This is a genomic window from Dactylosporangium sp. CA-052675 (assembly GCF_050947935.1).
In the GTDB taxonomy this organism is placed as follows: domain Bacteria; phylum Actinomycetota; class Actinomycetes; order Mycobacteriales; family Micromonosporaceae; genus Dactylosporangium.
Genome location: NZ_CP192010.1, coordinates 2,474,159 through 2,489,388, shown reverse-complemented (window position 1 = coordinate 2,489,388; position 15,230 = coordinate 2,474,159). Strand labels below are relative to the sequence as shown.

Annotated in this window: 15 protein-coding genes; 10 read left to right on the top strand and 5 right to left on the bottom strand. The window is 75.1% G+C overall.

The window, feature by feature from the left end:
• Positions 1 to 11 precede the first annotated feature (11 nt).
• Positions 12 to 1,289: an ArgE/DapE family deacylase gene (locus ACQP1P_RS11230; RefSeq protein ID WP_433085683.1), complete on the top strand. Its 1,278-nt coding sequence runs from the start codon at positions 12 to 14 to the stop codon at positions 1,287 to 1,289.
• A 172-nt stretch (positions 1,290 to 1,461) separates the two neighbouring features.
• On the top strand, positions 1,462 to 1,761 hold the full coding sequence (locus tag ACQP1P_RS11225) for a PadR family transcriptional regulator (protein WP_433085681.1): 300 nt from the start codon (positions 1,462 to 1,464) through the stop codon (positions 1,759 to 1,761).
• 44 nt (positions 1,762 to 1,805) lie between these two features.
• Here ACQP1P_RS11225 and ACQP1P_RS11220 read toward each other — a convergent pair whose 3' ends face one another.
• Entirely contained in the window at positions 1,806 to 2,597 is a 792-nt protein-coding gene (locus ACQP1P_RS11220) for an AraC family transcriptional regulator (RefSeq protein ID WP_433085679.1), read from the bottom strand.
• Between the two features lie 48 nt (positions 2,598 to 2,645).
• On the opposite strand from ACQP1P_RS11220, the gene ACQP1P_RS11215 reads away from it, so the two are divergent.
• The 4 genes from ACQP1P_RS11215 (at position 2,646) to ACQP1P_RS11200 (ending at position 6,057) form a co-directional block, all read left to right on the top strand.
• The gene (locus ACQP1P_RS11215; protein ID WP_433085677.1) at positions 2,646 to 3,068 is read left to right on the top strand and encodes a DUF2000 family protein; all 423 of its coding nucleotides are present in this window, start codon (positions 2,646 to 2,648) and stop codon (positions 3,066 to 3,068) included.
• A gap of 47 nt (positions 3,069 to 3,115) precedes the next feature.
• Positions 3,116 to 3,370, top strand: a complete 255-nt coding sequence (locus ACQP1P_RS11210; protein ID WP_433085675.1) for a sigma factor-like helix-turn-helix DNA-binding protein — start codon at positions 3,116 to 3,118, stop codon at positions 3,368 to 3,370.
• Positions 3,371 to 3,409: 39 nt separating this feature from the next.
• On the top strand, positions 3,410 to 4,177 hold the full coding sequence (locus tag ACQP1P_RS11205) for an alpha/beta fold hydrolase (protein WP_433085673.1): 768 nt from the start codon (positions 3,410 to 3,412) through the stop codon (positions 4,175 to 4,177).
• A 416-nt stretch (positions 4,178 to 4,593) separates the two neighbouring features.
• Positions 4,594 to 6,057, top strand: a complete 1,464-nt coding sequence (locus ACQP1P_RS11200; RefSeq protein ID WP_433085671.1) for an MFS transporter — start codon at positions 4,594 to 4,596, stop codon at positions 6,055 to 6,057.
• 158 nt (positions 6,058 to 6,215) lie between these two features.
• Here ACQP1P_RS11200 and ACQP1P_RS11195 read toward each other — a convergent pair whose 3' ends face one another.
• Positions 6,216 to 7,364, bottom strand: coding sequence for an MFS transporter (locus tag ACQP1P_RS11195; RefSeq protein WP_433085669.1), 1,149 nt, complete (start codon positions 7,362 to 7,364; stop codon positions 6,216 to 6,218).
• A gap of 38 nt (positions 7,365 to 7,402) precedes the next feature.
• Positions 7,403 to 7,681: a hypothetical protein gene (locus ACQP1P_RS11190; RefSeq protein WP_433085667.1), complete on the bottom strand. Its 279-nt coding sequence runs from the start codon at positions 7,679 to 7,681 to the stop codon at positions 7,403 to 7,405.
• Positions 7,682 to 7,795: 114 nt separating this feature from the next.
• Here ACQP1P_RS11190 and ACQP1P_RS11185 point away from each other — a divergent pair, with 114 nt between their 5' ends.
• The 3 genes from ACQP1P_RS11185 (at position 7,796) to ACQP1P_RS11175 (ending at position 12,480) form a co-directional block, all read left to right on the top strand.
• Positions 7,796 to 9,802 carry a BTAD domain-containing putative transcriptional regulator gene (locus ACQP1P_RS11185; RefSeq protein WP_433085665.1) on the top strand — a complete coding sequence of 669 codons (2,007 nt, stop codon included), beginning with the start codon at positions 7,796 to 7,798 and terminating at the stop codon, positions 9,800 to 9,802.
• Positions 9,748 to 10,986, top strand: coding sequence for a hypothetical protein (locus ACQP1P_RS11180; RefSeq protein WP_433085663.1), 1,239 nt, complete (start codon positions 9,748 to 9,750; stop codon positions 10,984 to 10,986). The genes ACQP1P_RS11185 and ACQP1P_RS11180 overlap by 55 nt, the downstream gene beginning before the upstream one ends.
• A 96-nt stretch (positions 10,987 to 11,082) precedes the next feature.
• On the top strand, positions 11,083 to 12,480 hold the full coding sequence (locus tag ACQP1P_RS11175) for an FAD-dependent oxidoreductase (protein WP_433085661.1): 1,398 nt from the start codon (positions 11,083 to 11,085) through the stop codon (positions 12,478 to 12,480).
• A gap of 65 nt (positions 12,481 to 12,545) precedes the next feature.
• Here the strand turns inward: ACQP1P_RS11175 and ACQP1P_RS11170 are convergent, their stop codons facing one another.
• Positions 12,546 to 13,103, bottom strand: coding sequence for a hypothetical protein (locus ACQP1P_RS11170; RefSeq protein ID WP_433085659.1), 558 nt, complete (start codon positions 13,101 to 13,103; stop codon positions 12,546 to 12,548).
• A 131-nt stretch (positions 13,104 to 13,234) separates the two neighbouring features.
• Positions 13,235 to 14,245, bottom strand: coding sequence for a C4-dicarboxylate ABC transporter (locus tag ACQP1P_RS11165; RefSeq protein WP_433085657.1), 1,011 nt, complete (start codon positions 14,243 to 14,245; stop codon positions 13,235 to 13,237).
• A 71-nt stretch (positions 14,246 to 14,316) separates the two neighbouring features.
• On the opposite strand from ACQP1P_RS11165, the gene ACQP1P_RS11160 reads away from it, so the two are divergent.
• Positions 14,317 to 15,213, top strand: a complete 897-nt coding sequence (locus ACQP1P_RS11160; RefSeq protein WP_433085655.1) for a LysR family transcriptional regulator — start codon at positions 14,317 to 14,319, stop codon at positions 15,211 to 15,213.
• The last annotated feature ends 17 nt before the right edge of the window (positions 15,214 to 15,230 follow it).

Sequence of the window (15,230 nt, the reverse complement as noted above, 5' to 3'; positions counted from 1 at the left end):
ATCGTGCCCTCGTGAATCATGCAGTACAGCCGGCCGTGCAAGCAGCCACAGACGCCCTGCGCGACGCTCGCGCCGAGACCATCCGCACCCTGACCGACCTGATCCGGATCCCCAGTGTGGGCGGCACGCCCGAGGAAAGCGAGATCGTCCACCACGTGGCGGACCTCCTGCGGGCCGAGGGCGTCGAGCTGGACCTGTGGCCGATACCGGTGGCGGAGCTCAAGGCCCGCGCGGACTTCCCGGGCATGGAGGTGGCGCGGGCCGAGGCCTGGGGCCTGGTCGCGCGAATCGCCGGGACGGACCCGGACGCCGGGTCGCTGATGCTCAACGGGCACCTGGACGTGGTACCCCCGGGAGATCCCGGCACCTGGTCCACCTCGCCGTGGTCGGGCGACATCCGCGACGGCCACGCCTACGGCCGCGGCGCCTGCGACATGAAGGGCGGATTCGTCGCGGCCCTGCAGGCGTTGCTGGCCATCCACCGCACCGGCACCCGCCCGCGCGGCGACCTGCTGCTGGCCGCCGTGATCGGCGAGGAGGACGGCGGCCTGGGCACCTACGCGACCCTCGAACGCGGCTGGCGCGCCGACGCCTGCGTGATCACCGAGCCCACGGCCCTGGACGTGCTGGCCGCGAACGGCGGCGCCCTGACCTTCCGCCTGCGGGTCCCGGGCCTGGCCGCCCACGCCTGCGCCCGGACGTCCGGCGTCAGCGCGGTGGAGAAGTTCCAGCTGATCTTCCCCGTGCTGCGGGCGCTGGAGGCCACCAGGAACCGCCGCGTGGACCCGATGATGCGCCGGTGGGACATCGCCTACCCGCTGGAGGTCGGCACGGTGCGCTCCGGCGACTGGGCCTCGACGGTGCCGGACCTCCTGGTCGCGGAGGGCCGGTTCGGCGTCGCGCTGGACGAGCCGGTGGACAGCGCCCGGGCCGAGTTCGAGTCCACGGTGGCCGAGGCGTGCGCGCGGGACCCTTGGCTGCGCGAGCACCCCGTGACCGTCGAGTGGTGGGGCGGGCAGTTCGCCAGCGGCCGCTGCCCCGACGGCACCGGCCTGGTGCAGCGGGTCGTGCAGACGCATCGGGCGCTGACGGGCGCCGAGCCGGCCGTGGTGGGCGCCCCGTACGGCTCCGACCTGCGCCTGCTCACCGCCGCCGGCGTCCCGTCCGTCCAGTTCGGTCCGGGCGTCGGCTACGGCCACTGCCCGGACGAGCGGGTCAGCCTGGAGCAGGTCCACGCGTGCGCCGAGACGCTCGTGCACCTAGCGCTGAAGGCTGATCACGCAGGGTAGTTCTTTCGGAAGTTCCGGCATTCGAGGGTGCGGAGCCATTGACCCGCTGCTGTTAAGACAGTTAACTAAAAATCCGGGTCGGCCATCCGATCGGTCGATTGCATATATCGATGGTCTTCATATAGTGATGGGTATGACTGGCTTACCGTTACGCGAACCGACGTTCCTGGTCTTGACCGCCTTGGCAGCCGAGTCACAGCACGGCTACAGCATCCTCGACGATGTCCGGCGCATCTCGGAGGGCCGGGTGCGCCTGCAGGCCGGCACCCTCTACGGCATCCTGGACCGCCTCCGGGCCGACGGCCTGATCGAGGTGGACCGCGAGGAGGTGGTCGCGTCGCGGCTGCGCCGCTACTACCGCCTCAGCGGCATCGGCCGGGACCTGCTCAGCGCCGAGACCCTGCGCCTGCACCGGAACGCGGCCGCGGCCGACCGGAGACTGCACCTGGCCTCCGGCGAGGCCGCGGCCTAGCCCCGCCGGCCCCACCGTGCACACGGTGGGGCAACACCCTCGCGTCACTGGCGCCCGGCGGCGAAGACGCCCGGGGTCACCCCGACGTGGCGCCTGAAGTGCCGGTGCAGGTGCGCCTGGTCATGGAACCCGGCCTCGGCCGCGACCTCGGCCGGCTTCCGCCCGGCCAGCAGCAACCGGCGGGCCAGCTCGACGCGCCGGCTCACGAGGTACCGGTGCGGCGCCAGCCCGAACGTGGCCGTGAAGGTCCGGACCAGGTGCCCGGGATGGCTCCCGAGCAGCAGCCCGGCCTCCCGCAGCGAGATCCCCTCGGCGAGCCGGTCCTCCAGCAGCTCCCGCAGCCCCTCGGCCAGCCGCCGGGGCCGGGCCGGGTCCTCCCGGTGCCGCCGATCGAGGTGTGCCAGCAGCCGCGACCGGATCAGCGCCAGCCGGCTCTCCGCCTCCAGCTCCTCCCCGGCCCGGCCCAGCGCCTCGTGCAGCTGATGGATCCGCAGCCGCAGCGCCGCGTCACGCAGCCCGGCCGCGTCGACGGCCGCGCCGGCCAGGCCGGGCGGCAACACCGACGAGTCCAGGTAGACGACCCGCTTCCGGAACCCGTCGTGGGTCGCCGCGCGCCCGTCGTGCGCCACCAGCGGCGGCAGCAGGGTCACCGAGGACCCGGCCGCCCCGCGCCGATGCCGGTCGAGGTCGAACCGGATGGCCCCGGAGTCCACAATCAGCAGCGTCCAGACGTCGTGGACGTGCGGCGGATACGCGTGATCGACGAAATGCGCGTGGAAGACCTCGGCCACCCCGGGCACCCGGGGCCGCCACGCGGCCACAACTTCGTCGCCCACGTGCACAACGTACAAGCCACGCACCGCCGCGGCGGCCAGGCTCGGCCCATGACCTTCACCACCAAGATCGCCGTCCTGCTGCGCGACGACCTGCCGACCTGGCAGCGCCTGAACGTGACCGCCTTCGTGATCTCCGGGATCGCCGGCACCGGGCCCGGCCTGCTCGGCGAGGCCTACGAGGACGCGGACGGCACGCGGTACCTGCCGATGCTCGGCCAGCCCGTCATGATCTTCGAGGGCGACGCGGCGCTGCTCCGGCAGGCCCACGCGAGGGCCGTGAGCCGGGCATCGGACCAGGCCCTCGCCTGCGCGATCTTCACCGACGAGCTGTTCGGGACCGGCAACGACGAGGACAACCGGGCCGCGGTGCGAGCCGTGCCGAGGGACGCCCTGTCCCTGGCCGGCCTGGCTGTCCACGGCCCGAGAAACGCGGTCGACAAGATCCTCAAGGGCGCCCGGCTGCACGGCTGAGGTGCGATTTCAGCGGTACGTCAGCGGCGGGCCCGATCCTGGCTCCCATGGACACGACTCCCCGGCACCTCCAGCTCCCGCCGGGCGCCGCCCCCGACGCGATCATCGAGCGGCTGCCGGTACGCGACCTGCTCGACCACCTCCCCCCGGGCCGCCGGACCGTGCTGGTGCTGCGCTACGTCTGCGACCTGTCCATCGAGCAGACCGCCCGGACCCTGGGCTGCAGCACGGGCACGGTGAAGAGCCAGTCCGCGCGCGCGTTGGCCGCGCTGCGTACACAGGCGGCCCGGGCGGGCCTGTGACGCGGGTTTTTTGTCGTACCCGGGTGCCAGGATGCGGGCATGTATTTCGTGGAGCGCGGTGGCGGAGTCCCGGTCCTGGCGGTGCACGGCTTCACGCCCGACCACCGCCTGATGCTCGGCTGCCTGGAGCCGCTGTTCGACCGGGCACCGGGCTACCGCCGCCTGTATCCGGACCTGCCCGGCATGGGCCGCACCCCCGGCGCCGGCATCGACTCGTCGGACGACGTGCTGGCCGCCCTCGACGCCTTCGTCACCGAACACATCGGCACCGAGCCGTTCCTGCTGATCGGCGAGTCCTACGGCGGCTACCTGGGCCGCGCCCTGGCCAACCGCCGCCCGGACCAGGTGCGGGGCCTGGCCCTGATCTGCTCGATCGGCACCGCGGTCGAGCACGCCACCCGCACCGTGCCCGAGCACGTGACCCTGCGCAACGACCCGGACCTGGACGCCGACCCGGGCTTCACCGAGATGGCCGTGGTGCGAACCGCCGCGGCCTACGAGCGCTTCAAGGCCGACGTCCAGCCCGGCCTGGACATCGCCGACGAGCCCACCGTGACCCGAATCCTGCGGCGCTACGCCCTGTCGACGGCCCCGGAGTCAGGCAGGGCGTTCACGAGACCCACCTTGATCCTGTGCGGCCGCCAGGACAGCATCACGGGCTACGAGGACCAGTACGCACTGCTCCCCCACTATCCCCGGGCAACGTACGCGGTCCTGGACGTGGCCGGCCACAACCTGCAGTTCGAACAGCCGGAGCTCTTCGAAGCCCTGCTGACGGAGTGGCTGTCACGCACAACGACCGGCTGACCACGCGGATGTTTCCCGCGCACGGCTCTCCGCCCGGCACCCGGCCCGGAGCACGGCCCGCTCTTCTCCGCACTTCGGCCCCAGCCCCATCGGCACCCAAAGCCCCCGCCGGAGGCGCCCTTGCCCCTCAACGAGTCACCGCAAGTGCCACCCCCGGTGCCGACAAACTCCGGCGGGTGCCGGAGCCGACCCCACCGCGTGCCGAAGCCGGATCCAGCGGGTGCAGTGGTCAGCGACGGTGTCGCCATCGTCTCGACGAAGAGCGCGTGCCGTCCGCGGCAGAGCCGCGACGACATGAGGAGCGAACAACGCCCTGACGCGTCCCCGAGCGGCCGACCACTCAGGCGAAACCGACATCACACCCACCCTCCGGAGGTGAAGGGTTTGCACCGAACCCGCTCGGGAACGGGCAAGCGATGAGCGGCGAATCCGCATCCGGTCGATGGCGCGCCATCAGCGTAGTGCTGGTGGCCGGATTCATGACCCTGCTCGACGTCAGCATCGTCAATGTCGCGCTGCCCTCGATCAAGTCCGACCTGGGTCTGAGCTCCGGCGCCCTGCAGTGGGTGCTGTCCGGGTACGCGCTCACGTTCGGCCTGCTGCTCGTGCCCGCCGGTCGCTTCGGCGACGCGCGGGGCCGGCGCAACGTGTTCATCGCCGGGCTCGCCGCCTTCACGCTGGCCAGCGCCGCCGCCGGGCTCGCCACCACGGCGCTCTGGCTGGTCGTGGCGCGGCTGCTGCAGGGGGCCGCGGCCGGCGTCGTGAACCCCCAGGTGTCGGGGCTGATCCAGCAGCTCTTCGCGCCGGCCGAACGCGGCCGACCGTTCGGGCTGCTGGGAGCGACCATCGGAGTGTCCACCGCCGTGGGTCCGCTGCTGGGCGGCCTGCTGATCGCGATCTTCGGGGCGTCCGACGGCTGGCGCTGGATCTTCTACATCAACCTGCCGATCGGCATCGTCGCGATCGTGCTCGCCGCGAAGTGGATTCCCGGGCGGGACGAGCCCGGGCGGCGCGAGACACTCGACCCGATCGGCGTCGCCCTGCTGGGCCTCGGCGTCGTGCTGTTGCTGCTGCCGCTCGTGCAGGAACGCGAGTGGCACGGACCGGTGCAGTGGCTGCTGGCGGTGGCCGCCGTCGCGGTGCTGGCCGGGTTCCTGGCGTGGGAGAGGCACTTCGCCCGCCACGGTACGTCGGTGATCGACCTGGACCTGTTCCGCGTCCGCTCCTACGGCCTGGGCTCGCTGCTGGGCCTGTGCTACTTCGGCGGCTTCACCTCGATCTTCTTCACGTACACGTTGCTGCTCCAGAGCGGCCTGCACTACACGGCGCTGGAGGCCGGCCTGGCCATCACCCCGTTCGCGCTGGGCTCCGCGGTCGCCTCGGCCGTCGGCGGCCGCACCGTGAACCGCTTCGGCCGCCCCCTGGTCGTCGCGGGCCTGGTCCTGGTGGTCGCCGGCCTCGTCGGCACGGTGTACGCGCTGCACCTGGTGCCCGGGCACGGCGCCGGGTTCGCCACCGCGATGCCGCTGCTCGTCGCCGGAGTCGGCAGCGGCCTGGTGATCAGCCCCAACCAGACGCTGACGCTGGCCGAGGTCCCGGTCCGCCGGGCCGGGAGTGCGGGCGCGGTGCTCCAGACCGGCCAGCGCATCGGAACCGCGGTCGGCATCGCCGCCGTCGGCGCCGTGTTCTTCAACCAGCTGGCCAACCACGACAACAACTGGGCGCGGGCCTTCCAGGCCTCGCTGCTGGTGACGATCGCCTTCGTCGTGGCCGCCCTGATCGCCGCGACGATCGACGTGGTCGCGGCCCACCGGCAGCGCACAGCCCCGGCCGAGGACCGGGACGCACACGCCGACATGCCCGGCGAGCGGGAGCACTAGCCGCACACGGCCGCGGCACCCGCCGCGACCGGGCCGGGAGCACGAGCCGCCCAGCCGCCGGCGCGAACCCGGCACCGCGGCAACCAATCCGACACCGCGGCAACCAATCCGAGACCGCGGTAACCGTTCCGGCACCGCGGCAACCGTTCCGGTTTTGCTCAGCTCCGGTCGAGGGCCGGGGTCCGCACGGCGGCGGCGCTCGCGGCGACGAGCAGGGCGAGCAGCGCGGGCAGGGCCAGGGCCACCGGCAGCGGCACGGCCCGGGTCGCCGCGCCGATCAGGACCGGACCGGCCAGGAAGCCCGCGTACCCCATGCTCACCGCGACCGACAACGCCCGCGCGGGCTGCGACGGGTTGCGCGCGGTCGCGGCCGAGAACACCTGCGGGGCCACGCAGGACAGCCCGGCGCCGAGACAGGCGAAGCCGGCCACGCCCGCGTACCGTTCGTCGATCAGCAGCGCCACCCCCAGGCCCACGGCCGCCAGCAGGCCGCCGAGCCGGACCAGGTTCGCCGGTCCGAGCAGCACCGTCAGGCGGTCCCCGACCAGGCGGCCGGCGGTCATGGCGATGGCGAACGCCGCGTACCCGGCGGCCGCGAACCCCGCGGTGCCGCCCAGGTTGTCGCGCAGGTACACGGCGCTCCAGTCGGCCGCGGCGCCCTCGCCGACGAGGGCGCAGAAGGCGAGGGCGCCCAGGAGGTACACGCCGTCGAGTCGCCCGGTGCTCACGTCGCCGGTCGCGTCCGCCTCCGGCTCGGGCGCGAGCCAGCGCAGCGCCCACGCCGCGAGCCCGACGGCCAGCGCGGCGACCAGCAGGAACGTGCCCCGCGGCGACCAGCCCAGCTGCGCGCACAGCCCGCCGAGCGCGGCGCCGGCGAACCCGCCGATGCTGTAGACGGCGTGGAACGAGGAGATGATCGGCCGTCCGTACGCCCGCTGCACCCCCAGCGCGTTGGCGTTCATGGCCACGTTGAGGATGCCGTGGTTGACGCCGAACACGAGCAGCGCGACGGTGAGCAGCGGCAGCGACGGGGCGTATGCAGCGGGGAGCAGCAGCACCCCCTCCAGCAGCGCGGCCGGGGCCGCGACGCGCACGCTGCCGAACCGGTCCACCAGCCGCCCCGCGCCCAGCTGCCCCACGATGGCGCCCGCGGCCAGGCCGAGCAGCGCCACGCTCAGCCGCCAGTCGTCCAGGCCCAGCCCGTGCTTGATCGCGGGCACCCGGGCCGTCCACGCCCCGAGGGCGCCGCCGAAGAGCAGGAACAGCAGGCACCCAGCGGTGCGGGCACGACGGAGCTGGACTGGCATCAGCGCACGCTACCCTGCCGGCGACCACCGCGCGCCCCCTAATTCCGTGTCGCGAAAAAACGCCGCCGAATCGACGCGTCGAACGACCGTGCGGCCGTCAGGTCACACGGGGAACCGAGGCGCAGCGGATCCGACAACGGAGCAAGCCGGAGCACGCGGAGCACCCGGAGCACGCGGAGCACCCGGAGCACCCGGAGCACCCGGAGCACCCGGAGCACCCGGAGCACCCGGAGCACCCGGAGCACCCGGAGCACCCGGAGCACCCGGAGCACCCGGAGCACCCGGAGCACCCGGAGCACCCGGAGCACCCGGAGCACCCGGAGCACCCGGAGCGCCCGAAGCGCGCCGGAGCGGGCACGAACGGGCCGGGGTGCGGCGGGGGCCGATCGGGCGGGTGACGGGGCCGCGGTGGGGCTGTCCGAGAATGTGGCATGCGTTTTGGCATTCTGGGGCCGCTCGAAGTCCTCGATGACGACGGCGGCGTCGTCTCGGTCGGCGGTCCCAAGCCCCGTGCGCTGCTCACCCTGCTGCTGCTCGAACCCGGCCACGTCGTGCCCCTGGAGCGGCTCGGCGGCGAGAGCCCCAACGCGCTGCAGGCCCAGGTCTCGCGCCTGCGCAAGGCGTTGCCCGGCGGTCTCGTCGAGTTCGTCGCCGGTGGCTACCGTATCGACGTCGACCCCGGGGACGTCGACGCCCACCGGTTCGGCGCCCTGGCGCGCGAGGGCCGGCAGCGGCTCGCCGCCGGCGACGGGCGCGGCGCCGCGGTCGTCCTGCGCTCGGCGCTGGCGCTGTGGCGCGGCCCGGCCCTGGCCGACCTGGCCGGGTCCGCACAGGCGGTGCCGCTGGAGGAGGCCCGGCTCGCCGCCGTCGAGGACCTTGTCGAGGCCGAGCTCGGGCTGGCCGAGGGCACCCCGGTCGGACCCCTGCGCCGGCTCGTCGCCGAGCACCCGTTCCGGGAGCGGCTGCGGGCTCAGCTGATGCGGGCCCTGCACGCCGGTGGGCGCACCGCGGAGGCGCTCGCGGTCTTCGAGGAGGGGCGCCGGCTGCTCGCCGAGGAGCTGGGGACCGATCCGTCGGCCGAGCTCAGCGCCGTGCACCTGCGGCTGCTGCGACCCGAACCGACGGCCCCGGCGCGGCGCAGGGCGCCGGCGCCGCTCACCCGCATCATCGGCCGCGGGGCCGAGCTGGAGCGGATCGCCGCGCTGCGGGGCGCCCGGCTCGTCACGCTCGTCGGGCCGGGCGGGGCCGGGAAGACGCGCCTCGCCGTGGAGGTCGCGGGGGCGGACGCCTGCTTCGCCGACCTGTCCGCCGTGGTCGACGGGAAAGCCGTGCCGGACCGGAGAACGGTGTCCGGCGGGGAAGCCGTGGCCGGCAGGAGCACCGTGGCCGGGGAGGAAGCCGTGGCCGGCAGGAGCACCGTGGCCGGGGAGGAAGCCGTGGCCGGCGGGAAAACCGGCGAGGAAGCGGTGGCCGGCGGGGACGCCGTGGTCGAGGGGGAGGCCGTTGCGCACGCGGTGGCGGCCGCGCTCGGGCTGCGCGACGGCGGGCTCGCGCCCACGGCCGCGACCGATCCGGTGCGGTCCATCGTCACCGCGGTGGGCGAGCAGGAGCTGCTGCTCGTGCTCGACAACTGCGAGCAGGCGCTCGCGGCCTGCGCCGCGCTCGCCCGGGCGCTGCTCGCCGGGTGCCCGCGGCTGACCATCCTGGCCACCAGCCGCGAACCGCTCGGGCTCACCGGGGAGGCGCTGGTGCCGGTCGGGCCGCTGCCCGCCGAGCCGGCCGTCGCGCTCCTCGCCGAGCGGGCCGCCGCCGTGCGCCCGGGCTTCGCGGTCGGGCCGGGCAACGCGGCCGCCGTCGCCGGGATCTGCGCGCTCGTCGACGGGCTGCCGCTCGCCATCGAGCTCGCCGCGGCCCGGCTCCGCCAGCTCGACCTCGACGAGCTGGCGGCGCGCCTCGCGCAGCACGAGCACTTCGCGCTGCTCTCCCGGGGGGACCGCACCGCGGCCGACCGGCACCGCACGCTGCACGCGGTCGTCGACTGGAGCTGGCGGCTGCTCGGCGCCGGGGAGCGCTCGGCCGCGGCGCGGTTCTCCGTGTTCGCCGGCGGCGCGAGCCGGCCCGCCGCGCTCGCCGTGTGCGGGATCGACGAGGACACCCTCGCCGATCCGATCGCTCGCTGCTGGTCGCGCGCGACGGGCGGTACCGCATGCTTGAAACGATCCTGTTGTTCGGCCGCGAACGGCTCCCGGCCGGGGAGCGGGACCGGCTCCAGCGCGCCCACGCCGAGTATTTCCTCGCGCTCGCCCGGGAGGCCGACCCGCATCTGCGCCGCGCCGAGCAGCTCACGTGGCTCGCCGCCCTCGCCGCCGACCACGAGAACCTCATGGCCGCGCTGCGCTGGTCCGCGGCCGCCGACCGGCCGGTCGCGATGCGCCTGATCGCGGCCCTGGCCGCGTACTGGTGGCTGGCCGGCCGCCGCCACGAGGTCGCCCCGATCGCCGCCGCGCTGCTGGACGGCCCGATCGAGGGCCTGGAGGAGGAGTACGTCAGCTGCGTGGTCCACGCCGAGTCGCGCGCCTGCGCCGGGCACCGCCGCCGCGCGGGCGAGGTGATGACCGCCCTCGACCGCCCGCTGCGCCACCCGTTCGGCGCCGCGGTGTGGGGCATGGCGCGCGTGCCCGGCGCCGGCCCCGACCCGAACCCGGTCATCCTCTCCGGCGATCCTTGGAACCAGGCGCTGCAGGATCTGGGGCTGGCCCTGCTGGCGGTCCTCGGCGGCCACCCCGGCGAGACGCGGCTGCTGGACGTGCTGGCCCGGTTCCGCTCCCTGGGCGAGCGCTGGGGCATCGCCCAGGCCCTGGACTGGCTGGCCCAGCTCGCCTCCTGGCGCGGCGACCATGCCCTCGCGCACGAGCGGTGGGCCGCCGCCCTGGCCGCGCTGGAGGCGCTGGGCGCGGTGCAGGAGGCCGCCGACGTCCTGTGCCGCCGCGCCTTCGACCACCTCCGCCAGGGCGATCTGGCCGCGGCCGAGTCGGACTTGCGCCGCGCGACCGGTTCGCCGTCCGCGGAGCTGGGCCTGGCCGAGGTCGCCCGCCACCGCGGCGACCTGGAGGCGGCCGCCGCGCACCTGGGCCGCGCCGGGCACGGGACCCGCCCGGGCGACCCCGGCACCGTCTACGTCCGCGCGGGCATCCTGACCGCCGAGGCCCGCCTGGCCGAGGCGCAGCACCGTCTCGCCGACGCCGCCCGGCGGCACGACGAGGCGTGGGCGGCGGCGCAGCGGGCCCCGCTCGCGTCGAGCCTTGCCGACGTGCTGGAGGGCCGCGCGGGCCACGCCGTGCTGACCGGCGACGCGCGGAAGGCCGCCCGCCTCCTGGGCCGCGCCACGGCCCTGCGCGGCACCGCGGTGGCCGGCGACCCGGACGTGCGGCGCACGGCCGCGGCCGCGACGGAGCACCTCGGCGCGGACGGGTTCGCCGCGGCCTATGCCGAGGGCCTGCGCGGCACCGCGGTGGCCGGCGACCCGGACATGCGCCACACGGCCGCGGCCGCGACGGAGCACCTCGGCGCGGACGGGTTCGCCGCGGCCTATGCCGAGGGCCTGCGCGACGACGCCCGGTGACGGTGCGCAGCCGGGCGGCCACGGAGCCGCGGATGTGGCCGGGGCCGGCCCCGTTCCATCGATCGTCCTCGTAGCGAAGCATTTAACATCAACTGCATGGCACCGTCAGCAGCGCAGCAATTCGCCGAGATCAGCACGCCCGAACCCCCCGGGCCGCCCCGCATCCTCATGCGGCAGGCGGTCGTGCTCGGTGGCAGCATGGCCGGGCTCATGGCCGCGCGGGTCCTGTCCGACCACGCCGAACAGGTGCTCATCATCGAGCGCGACCCGACCGAGGGCACCGGGCCCCGCCCCGGCGTGCCGCAGGGCACCCAGGTGCACGCCCTGCTGCCGGCCGGGCAGACGCAGCTGGACCGCTGGTTCCCCGGCTTCAGCGAGGGCGCGGTCGAGGCCGGGGCGCCGGACTACGGGCGCACCGACGGCCGGGTGTACATCAACAACAGGCTCCGCGAGGTGCCCGACCCGCCCCCGCAGCGCCCGATCCTCATCACCACGCGGCCGTTCCTGGAGTCGCAGGTGCGCCGGCGGGTGCTCGCCCTGCCGAACGTGACGATGGTCTTCGGGCGGGCCGAGAACCTCGTGTTCAGCGAGTCGGCCGTGCGCGGGGTGCGGTACGTGCCCGAGGGCGCCGAGGAGGTCACCGAGATCGCGGCCGACCTCGTCGTCGACGCGATGGGGCGCTCGAGCCGGCTCAACGACTGGCTGGAGGAGCACGGCTGGCCGCGGGCGCCGATGCAGCGGATGCCGATCAAGCTCAACTACGCCTCGGCGCTGTTCGAGCGCGACGAGTCGGTCAGCGACGCGTGGGTCGTCATCACCCAGGAGACGCCCGGGGACGGGCGGGTCCCGCGCATCGGCGGGGTGCTCTCGGTGGAGGACAACCGCTGGCTGATGCTGGTCGCCGGGTACGACGAGGATCGCCCGTCCCGCGACGCCGCCGAGTACGCGCAGCGCTGCCGCGCCTACTTCCCGTCGATGTTCGGCGACATCGCCGAGCGCGGGCGGATGATCGGCGGGGTCATCACGTACCACCAGGCCGACAGCCGCCGCCGGGACTTCCACGCGCTGGAGCGCCTGCCCGCCGGGCTGGTCGCGGCCGGGGACGCGGTGGCGTCGTTCAACCCGGTGTACGGGCAGGGGATGACGTCGGCCACGCTGCACGCGTCGTGCCTGTCGGCGTGGCTGCAGACCGGGCCCGACGTCACCACGACGCCCGCGAAGCCGTACTTCGACAAGGTCCGCGTCATCGTGGACGCCGCGTGGCAGGTGTCGACCTTCGCCGACCTGGGCCTGCCGCACATCACGTCGGGGCAGCCGCGGGGCTACCGCGTGATCCGCTGGGCCGGCGACCTGCTGCTGCGCGCGTCCATGAAGGACGAGCCCACCTGCCGGCGCCTCAACAGCGTGACGGCGATGGAGCAGCACCCCGCGGCGCTGGCCAAGCCGGGCGTGGTCCTGCGGGCGCTGCGGCTGCGGCTGCTCGGGCGGGTCTAGCCGCACCCGCGACGCGAGCGCGAACCGGGGCGCGGCCACGATCGGCCGCGCCCCGGGCGTTCGCGTCACAGGCCCAGCAGGGCCAGGATCTGGTTGAGCAGCAGGGCGATCCGGGCGAAGACGCCGACGCCGTCGAGCAGGCCGGCGACGCCGCAGATCAGGTTGCCCAGCAGGTTGCCGGCGCCGGGCACCGCGGTGATGTTCAGGTGCACGCGGTCCAGGTGCACGGTGAGGCCGAGCAGGTCGAGATCCAGCGGGGCGAGGTTCAGGTCGAGGACCTGGCACCCGATCGCGCTGATGTCCTCGACCGCGAACGTCTGGGGCTGCGAGACGTCCCGCACGCCGCCCGCCGAGTCCGTCAGCTGCCCGGCGAGCACGCCGGTGGCGTCGACGTGGTCGCCCGCGTCCGTGAACCGCGACGGGGTGAACGTGCCGCGGAACGTGCCCGCGCCGCCTTGGGCGTCGGTGAAGGTTCCGGTCACCGTGGAGGTGAGGGTGCCCACGGCGTCCTGCGCCCTGGCCGGGGCCGCGCCGGCGGACGGCGCGCCGACCAGGCCGACCGCGACCATCGCGAGCGCGAGCGTCATCGCGCCGAGAGCGGTCCGGAGCCTTGGCTTGTCCATTGATCCTCCTCGTTCGGTTTGGGGTCCCCTTTCGCATTGCCGCCCAGCAATCCGGCAAACCGGTTCGATCTGTGTGGAGGTGCACAGACATACATCAATGGATCATGTTGCACCGCAGGTCACCCGCGTGGTCACCGGGCCGTGGCCCGCAGTGGGCCGCCGAGCCGGAGCCGGCCGCGGGTCACGGTCCGGGTGGCGACGGTGAGCCAGGCGGCCACGAGCAGCACGTAGAGGGCGACCGCCAGGGTCGCGACCATGGGCGAGCCGGTCTGGTGGGCCAGGCCGGCCGCGCCCGTGACGCAGGTGCCGACCGGGAACGTGAACGCCCACCAGGCCGGCGTGAACGGCAGGCCGCCGGGGGCCCGGGCGGTACGCAGGGTCACGGCCGCCGCGAAGGCGAGCCACAGCAGGGCGAAGCCGAGCGCGGCCACGCCGTAGAGCAGGGCGAAGACCTCGGCGCCGCGGCCGTACTCCGGGGCCAGGACGGTGCCCGCGGGCCCGGCCAGCGCGTGCGCGGCGGTCACCGACTGGCCGAGCGGGCCGAGGACGATCCACAGCGTGGGTACCGTCGCCGGCTCCCCCGGCCCGTGGTGCAGCAGCCGGCCCCAGAGCTGGGCGATGATCGCGACGGCCGCGAAGAGACTGATGCCGAAGAGCGCGTAGCAGCACAGCAGGGCGTCGGGGCGTACCGATGCCGGGACATGGGCGATGAGGGGCGCTCCGGTGGCCGCGGACACCATCGGGGGCACCACGGGCATCAGCCAGGCGCCGGTGACGACGGCGTCGCGGCGGGCGCTGAGCAGCAGCGGCACGGCGACGGCGGTCACCAGGCCGAGCAGCGTGCCGGCCAGCCACAGCGCGACGGCGACCGCGACCAGCGGGGTGAACAGCAGCGTCCCGGCGCCGACGGTCATCAGGGCCATCGGCAGCGCGCCGAGCACCGGGGCGGTCGCGGGGTCGATCGGGCGGCCGGCCGCGTCCACGACGGCCCGCACCAGCAGCGCGGACGCGAGCACCCAGACGACGGTGGCGGCCGGGTGCAGGCCCGGCACGTGGCCGGGCAGCGCGACGGCGGCGTTGGCGACGATGCCGGTACCCATGACCGCGCTGAAGTCGCCCGGCCGCAACGGTGCTCTGTCCATGGCCTCGAATCTGCCGGTCCCGGGCGGGGTGCGGTAGCCGGGCACCGCCTCTGAGGTCATAGGCTTCAGTTATGCCCTTGCCGAGCACGGTGACCGACCTGACCAGCTTCGACCTGCTGCTGTCGGTGGCCCGGCTCGGCTCCGTCGGGCGCGCGGCGGCCGCGCACGGGATCTCCCAGCCGGCGGCGAGCGCACGGCTGCGGCAGCTGGAGCGGCGGCTCGGCGTGACGCTGCTCGACCGCGGGCCGCGGGGCTCGTCGCTGACCGAGACCGGGGCGCTCATCGCCGACTGGGCGCGGGCGGCGGTCGACGCGGCCGACGCGCTCGCGGCCGGGATCGCGGCGCTGCGGGCCTCGCGGCACAGCCGGCTCGCGGTCGCGGCGAGCCAGACGGTCGCCGAGTACCTGCTGCCCGCCTGGCTCGTCGCCCTGCACGCCGGCAGCCCGGGGCTCTCGGTGACGCTGCAGGCGCTGAACTCGTCGGACGTGGCGGCGCGGGTGCTCGGCGGGGAGGCCGACCTCGGGTTCGTCGAGGGGCCGTCGGTGCCGGGCGGGCTCGACGCGGCGGTCGTCGGGGCCGACCGGCTCACCGTGATCGTGGCGCCCGGGCACCCGTGGGCCCGGCGGCGGCGCGGCATCACCGCGGCCGAGCTGGCGGCGACGCCGCTCGTGTCGCGCGAGGCGGGCTCGGGGACGCGGGGCGCGCTGGAGGCGGCGCTGCCCGGCGCCGTGCCGGCACCGCTGCTGGAGCTGTCCTCGACGACGGCCATCAAGCACGCGGTCGCCGCCGGCAACGCGCCGGCGGTGGTCAGCTCGCTGGCGATCGTCGCCGAGCTGGCCGCCGGCACGCTGGTGGCGGTGCCGGCGGGGGACGTGTCGCTGCAGCGCCGCCTGCACGCCGTGTGGCCCGCCGGGCGGCAGCTCGCCGGGCCGGCCCGGGACCTGCTGGCCATCGCCCGCCGCCGCTGAGACCAGGCGAGACTCGC

Coding starts and splice junctions, on each gene's coding strand:
- ACQP1P_RS11215 (WP_433085677.1), top strand. CDS start 2,646: ATGACCTTCACCACCAAGATCGCCGTCCTGCTGCGCGACGACCTGCCG.
- ACQP1P_RS11210 (WP_433085675.1), top strand. CDS start 3,116: ATGGACACGACTCCCCGGCACCTCCAGCTCCCGCCGGGCGCCGCCCCC.
- ACQP1P_RS11205 (WP_433085673.1), top strand. CDS start 3,410: ATGTATTTCGTGGAGCGCGGTGGCGGAGTCCCGGTCCTGGCGGTGCAC.
- ACQP1P_RS11200 (WP_433085671.1), top strand. CDS start 4,594: ATGAGCGGCGAATCCGCATCCGGTCGATGGCGCGCCATCAGCGTAGTG.
- ACQP1P_RS11195 (WP_433085669.1), bottom strand. CDS start 7,364: ATGCCAGTCCAGCTCCGTCGTGCCCGCACCGCTGGGTGCCTGCTGTTC.
- ACQP1P_RS11185 (WP_433085665.1), top strand. CDS start 7,796: ATGCGTTTTGGCATTCTGGGGCCGCTCGAAGTCCTCGATGACGACGGC.
- ACQP1P_RS11180 (WP_433085663.1), top strand. CDS start 9,748: ATGGCCGCGCTGCGCTGGTCCGCGGCCGCCGACCGGCCGGTCGCGATG.
- ACQP1P_RS11175 (WP_433085661.1), top strand. CDS start 11,083: ATGGCACCGTCAGCAGCGCAGCAATTCGCCGAGATCAGCACGCCCGAA.
- ACQP1P_RS11170 (WP_433085659.1), bottom strand. CDS start 13,103: ATGGACAAGCCAAGGCTCCGGACCGCTCTCGGCGCGATGACGCTCGCG.
- ACQP1P_RS11165 (WP_433085657.1), bottom strand. CDS start 14,245: ATGGACAGAGCACCGTTGCGGCCGGGCGACTTCAGCGCGGTCATGGGT.
- ACQP1P_RS11160 (WP_433085655.1), top strand. CDS start 14,317: ATGCCCTTGCCGAGCACGGTGACCGACCTGACCAGCTTCGACCTGCTG.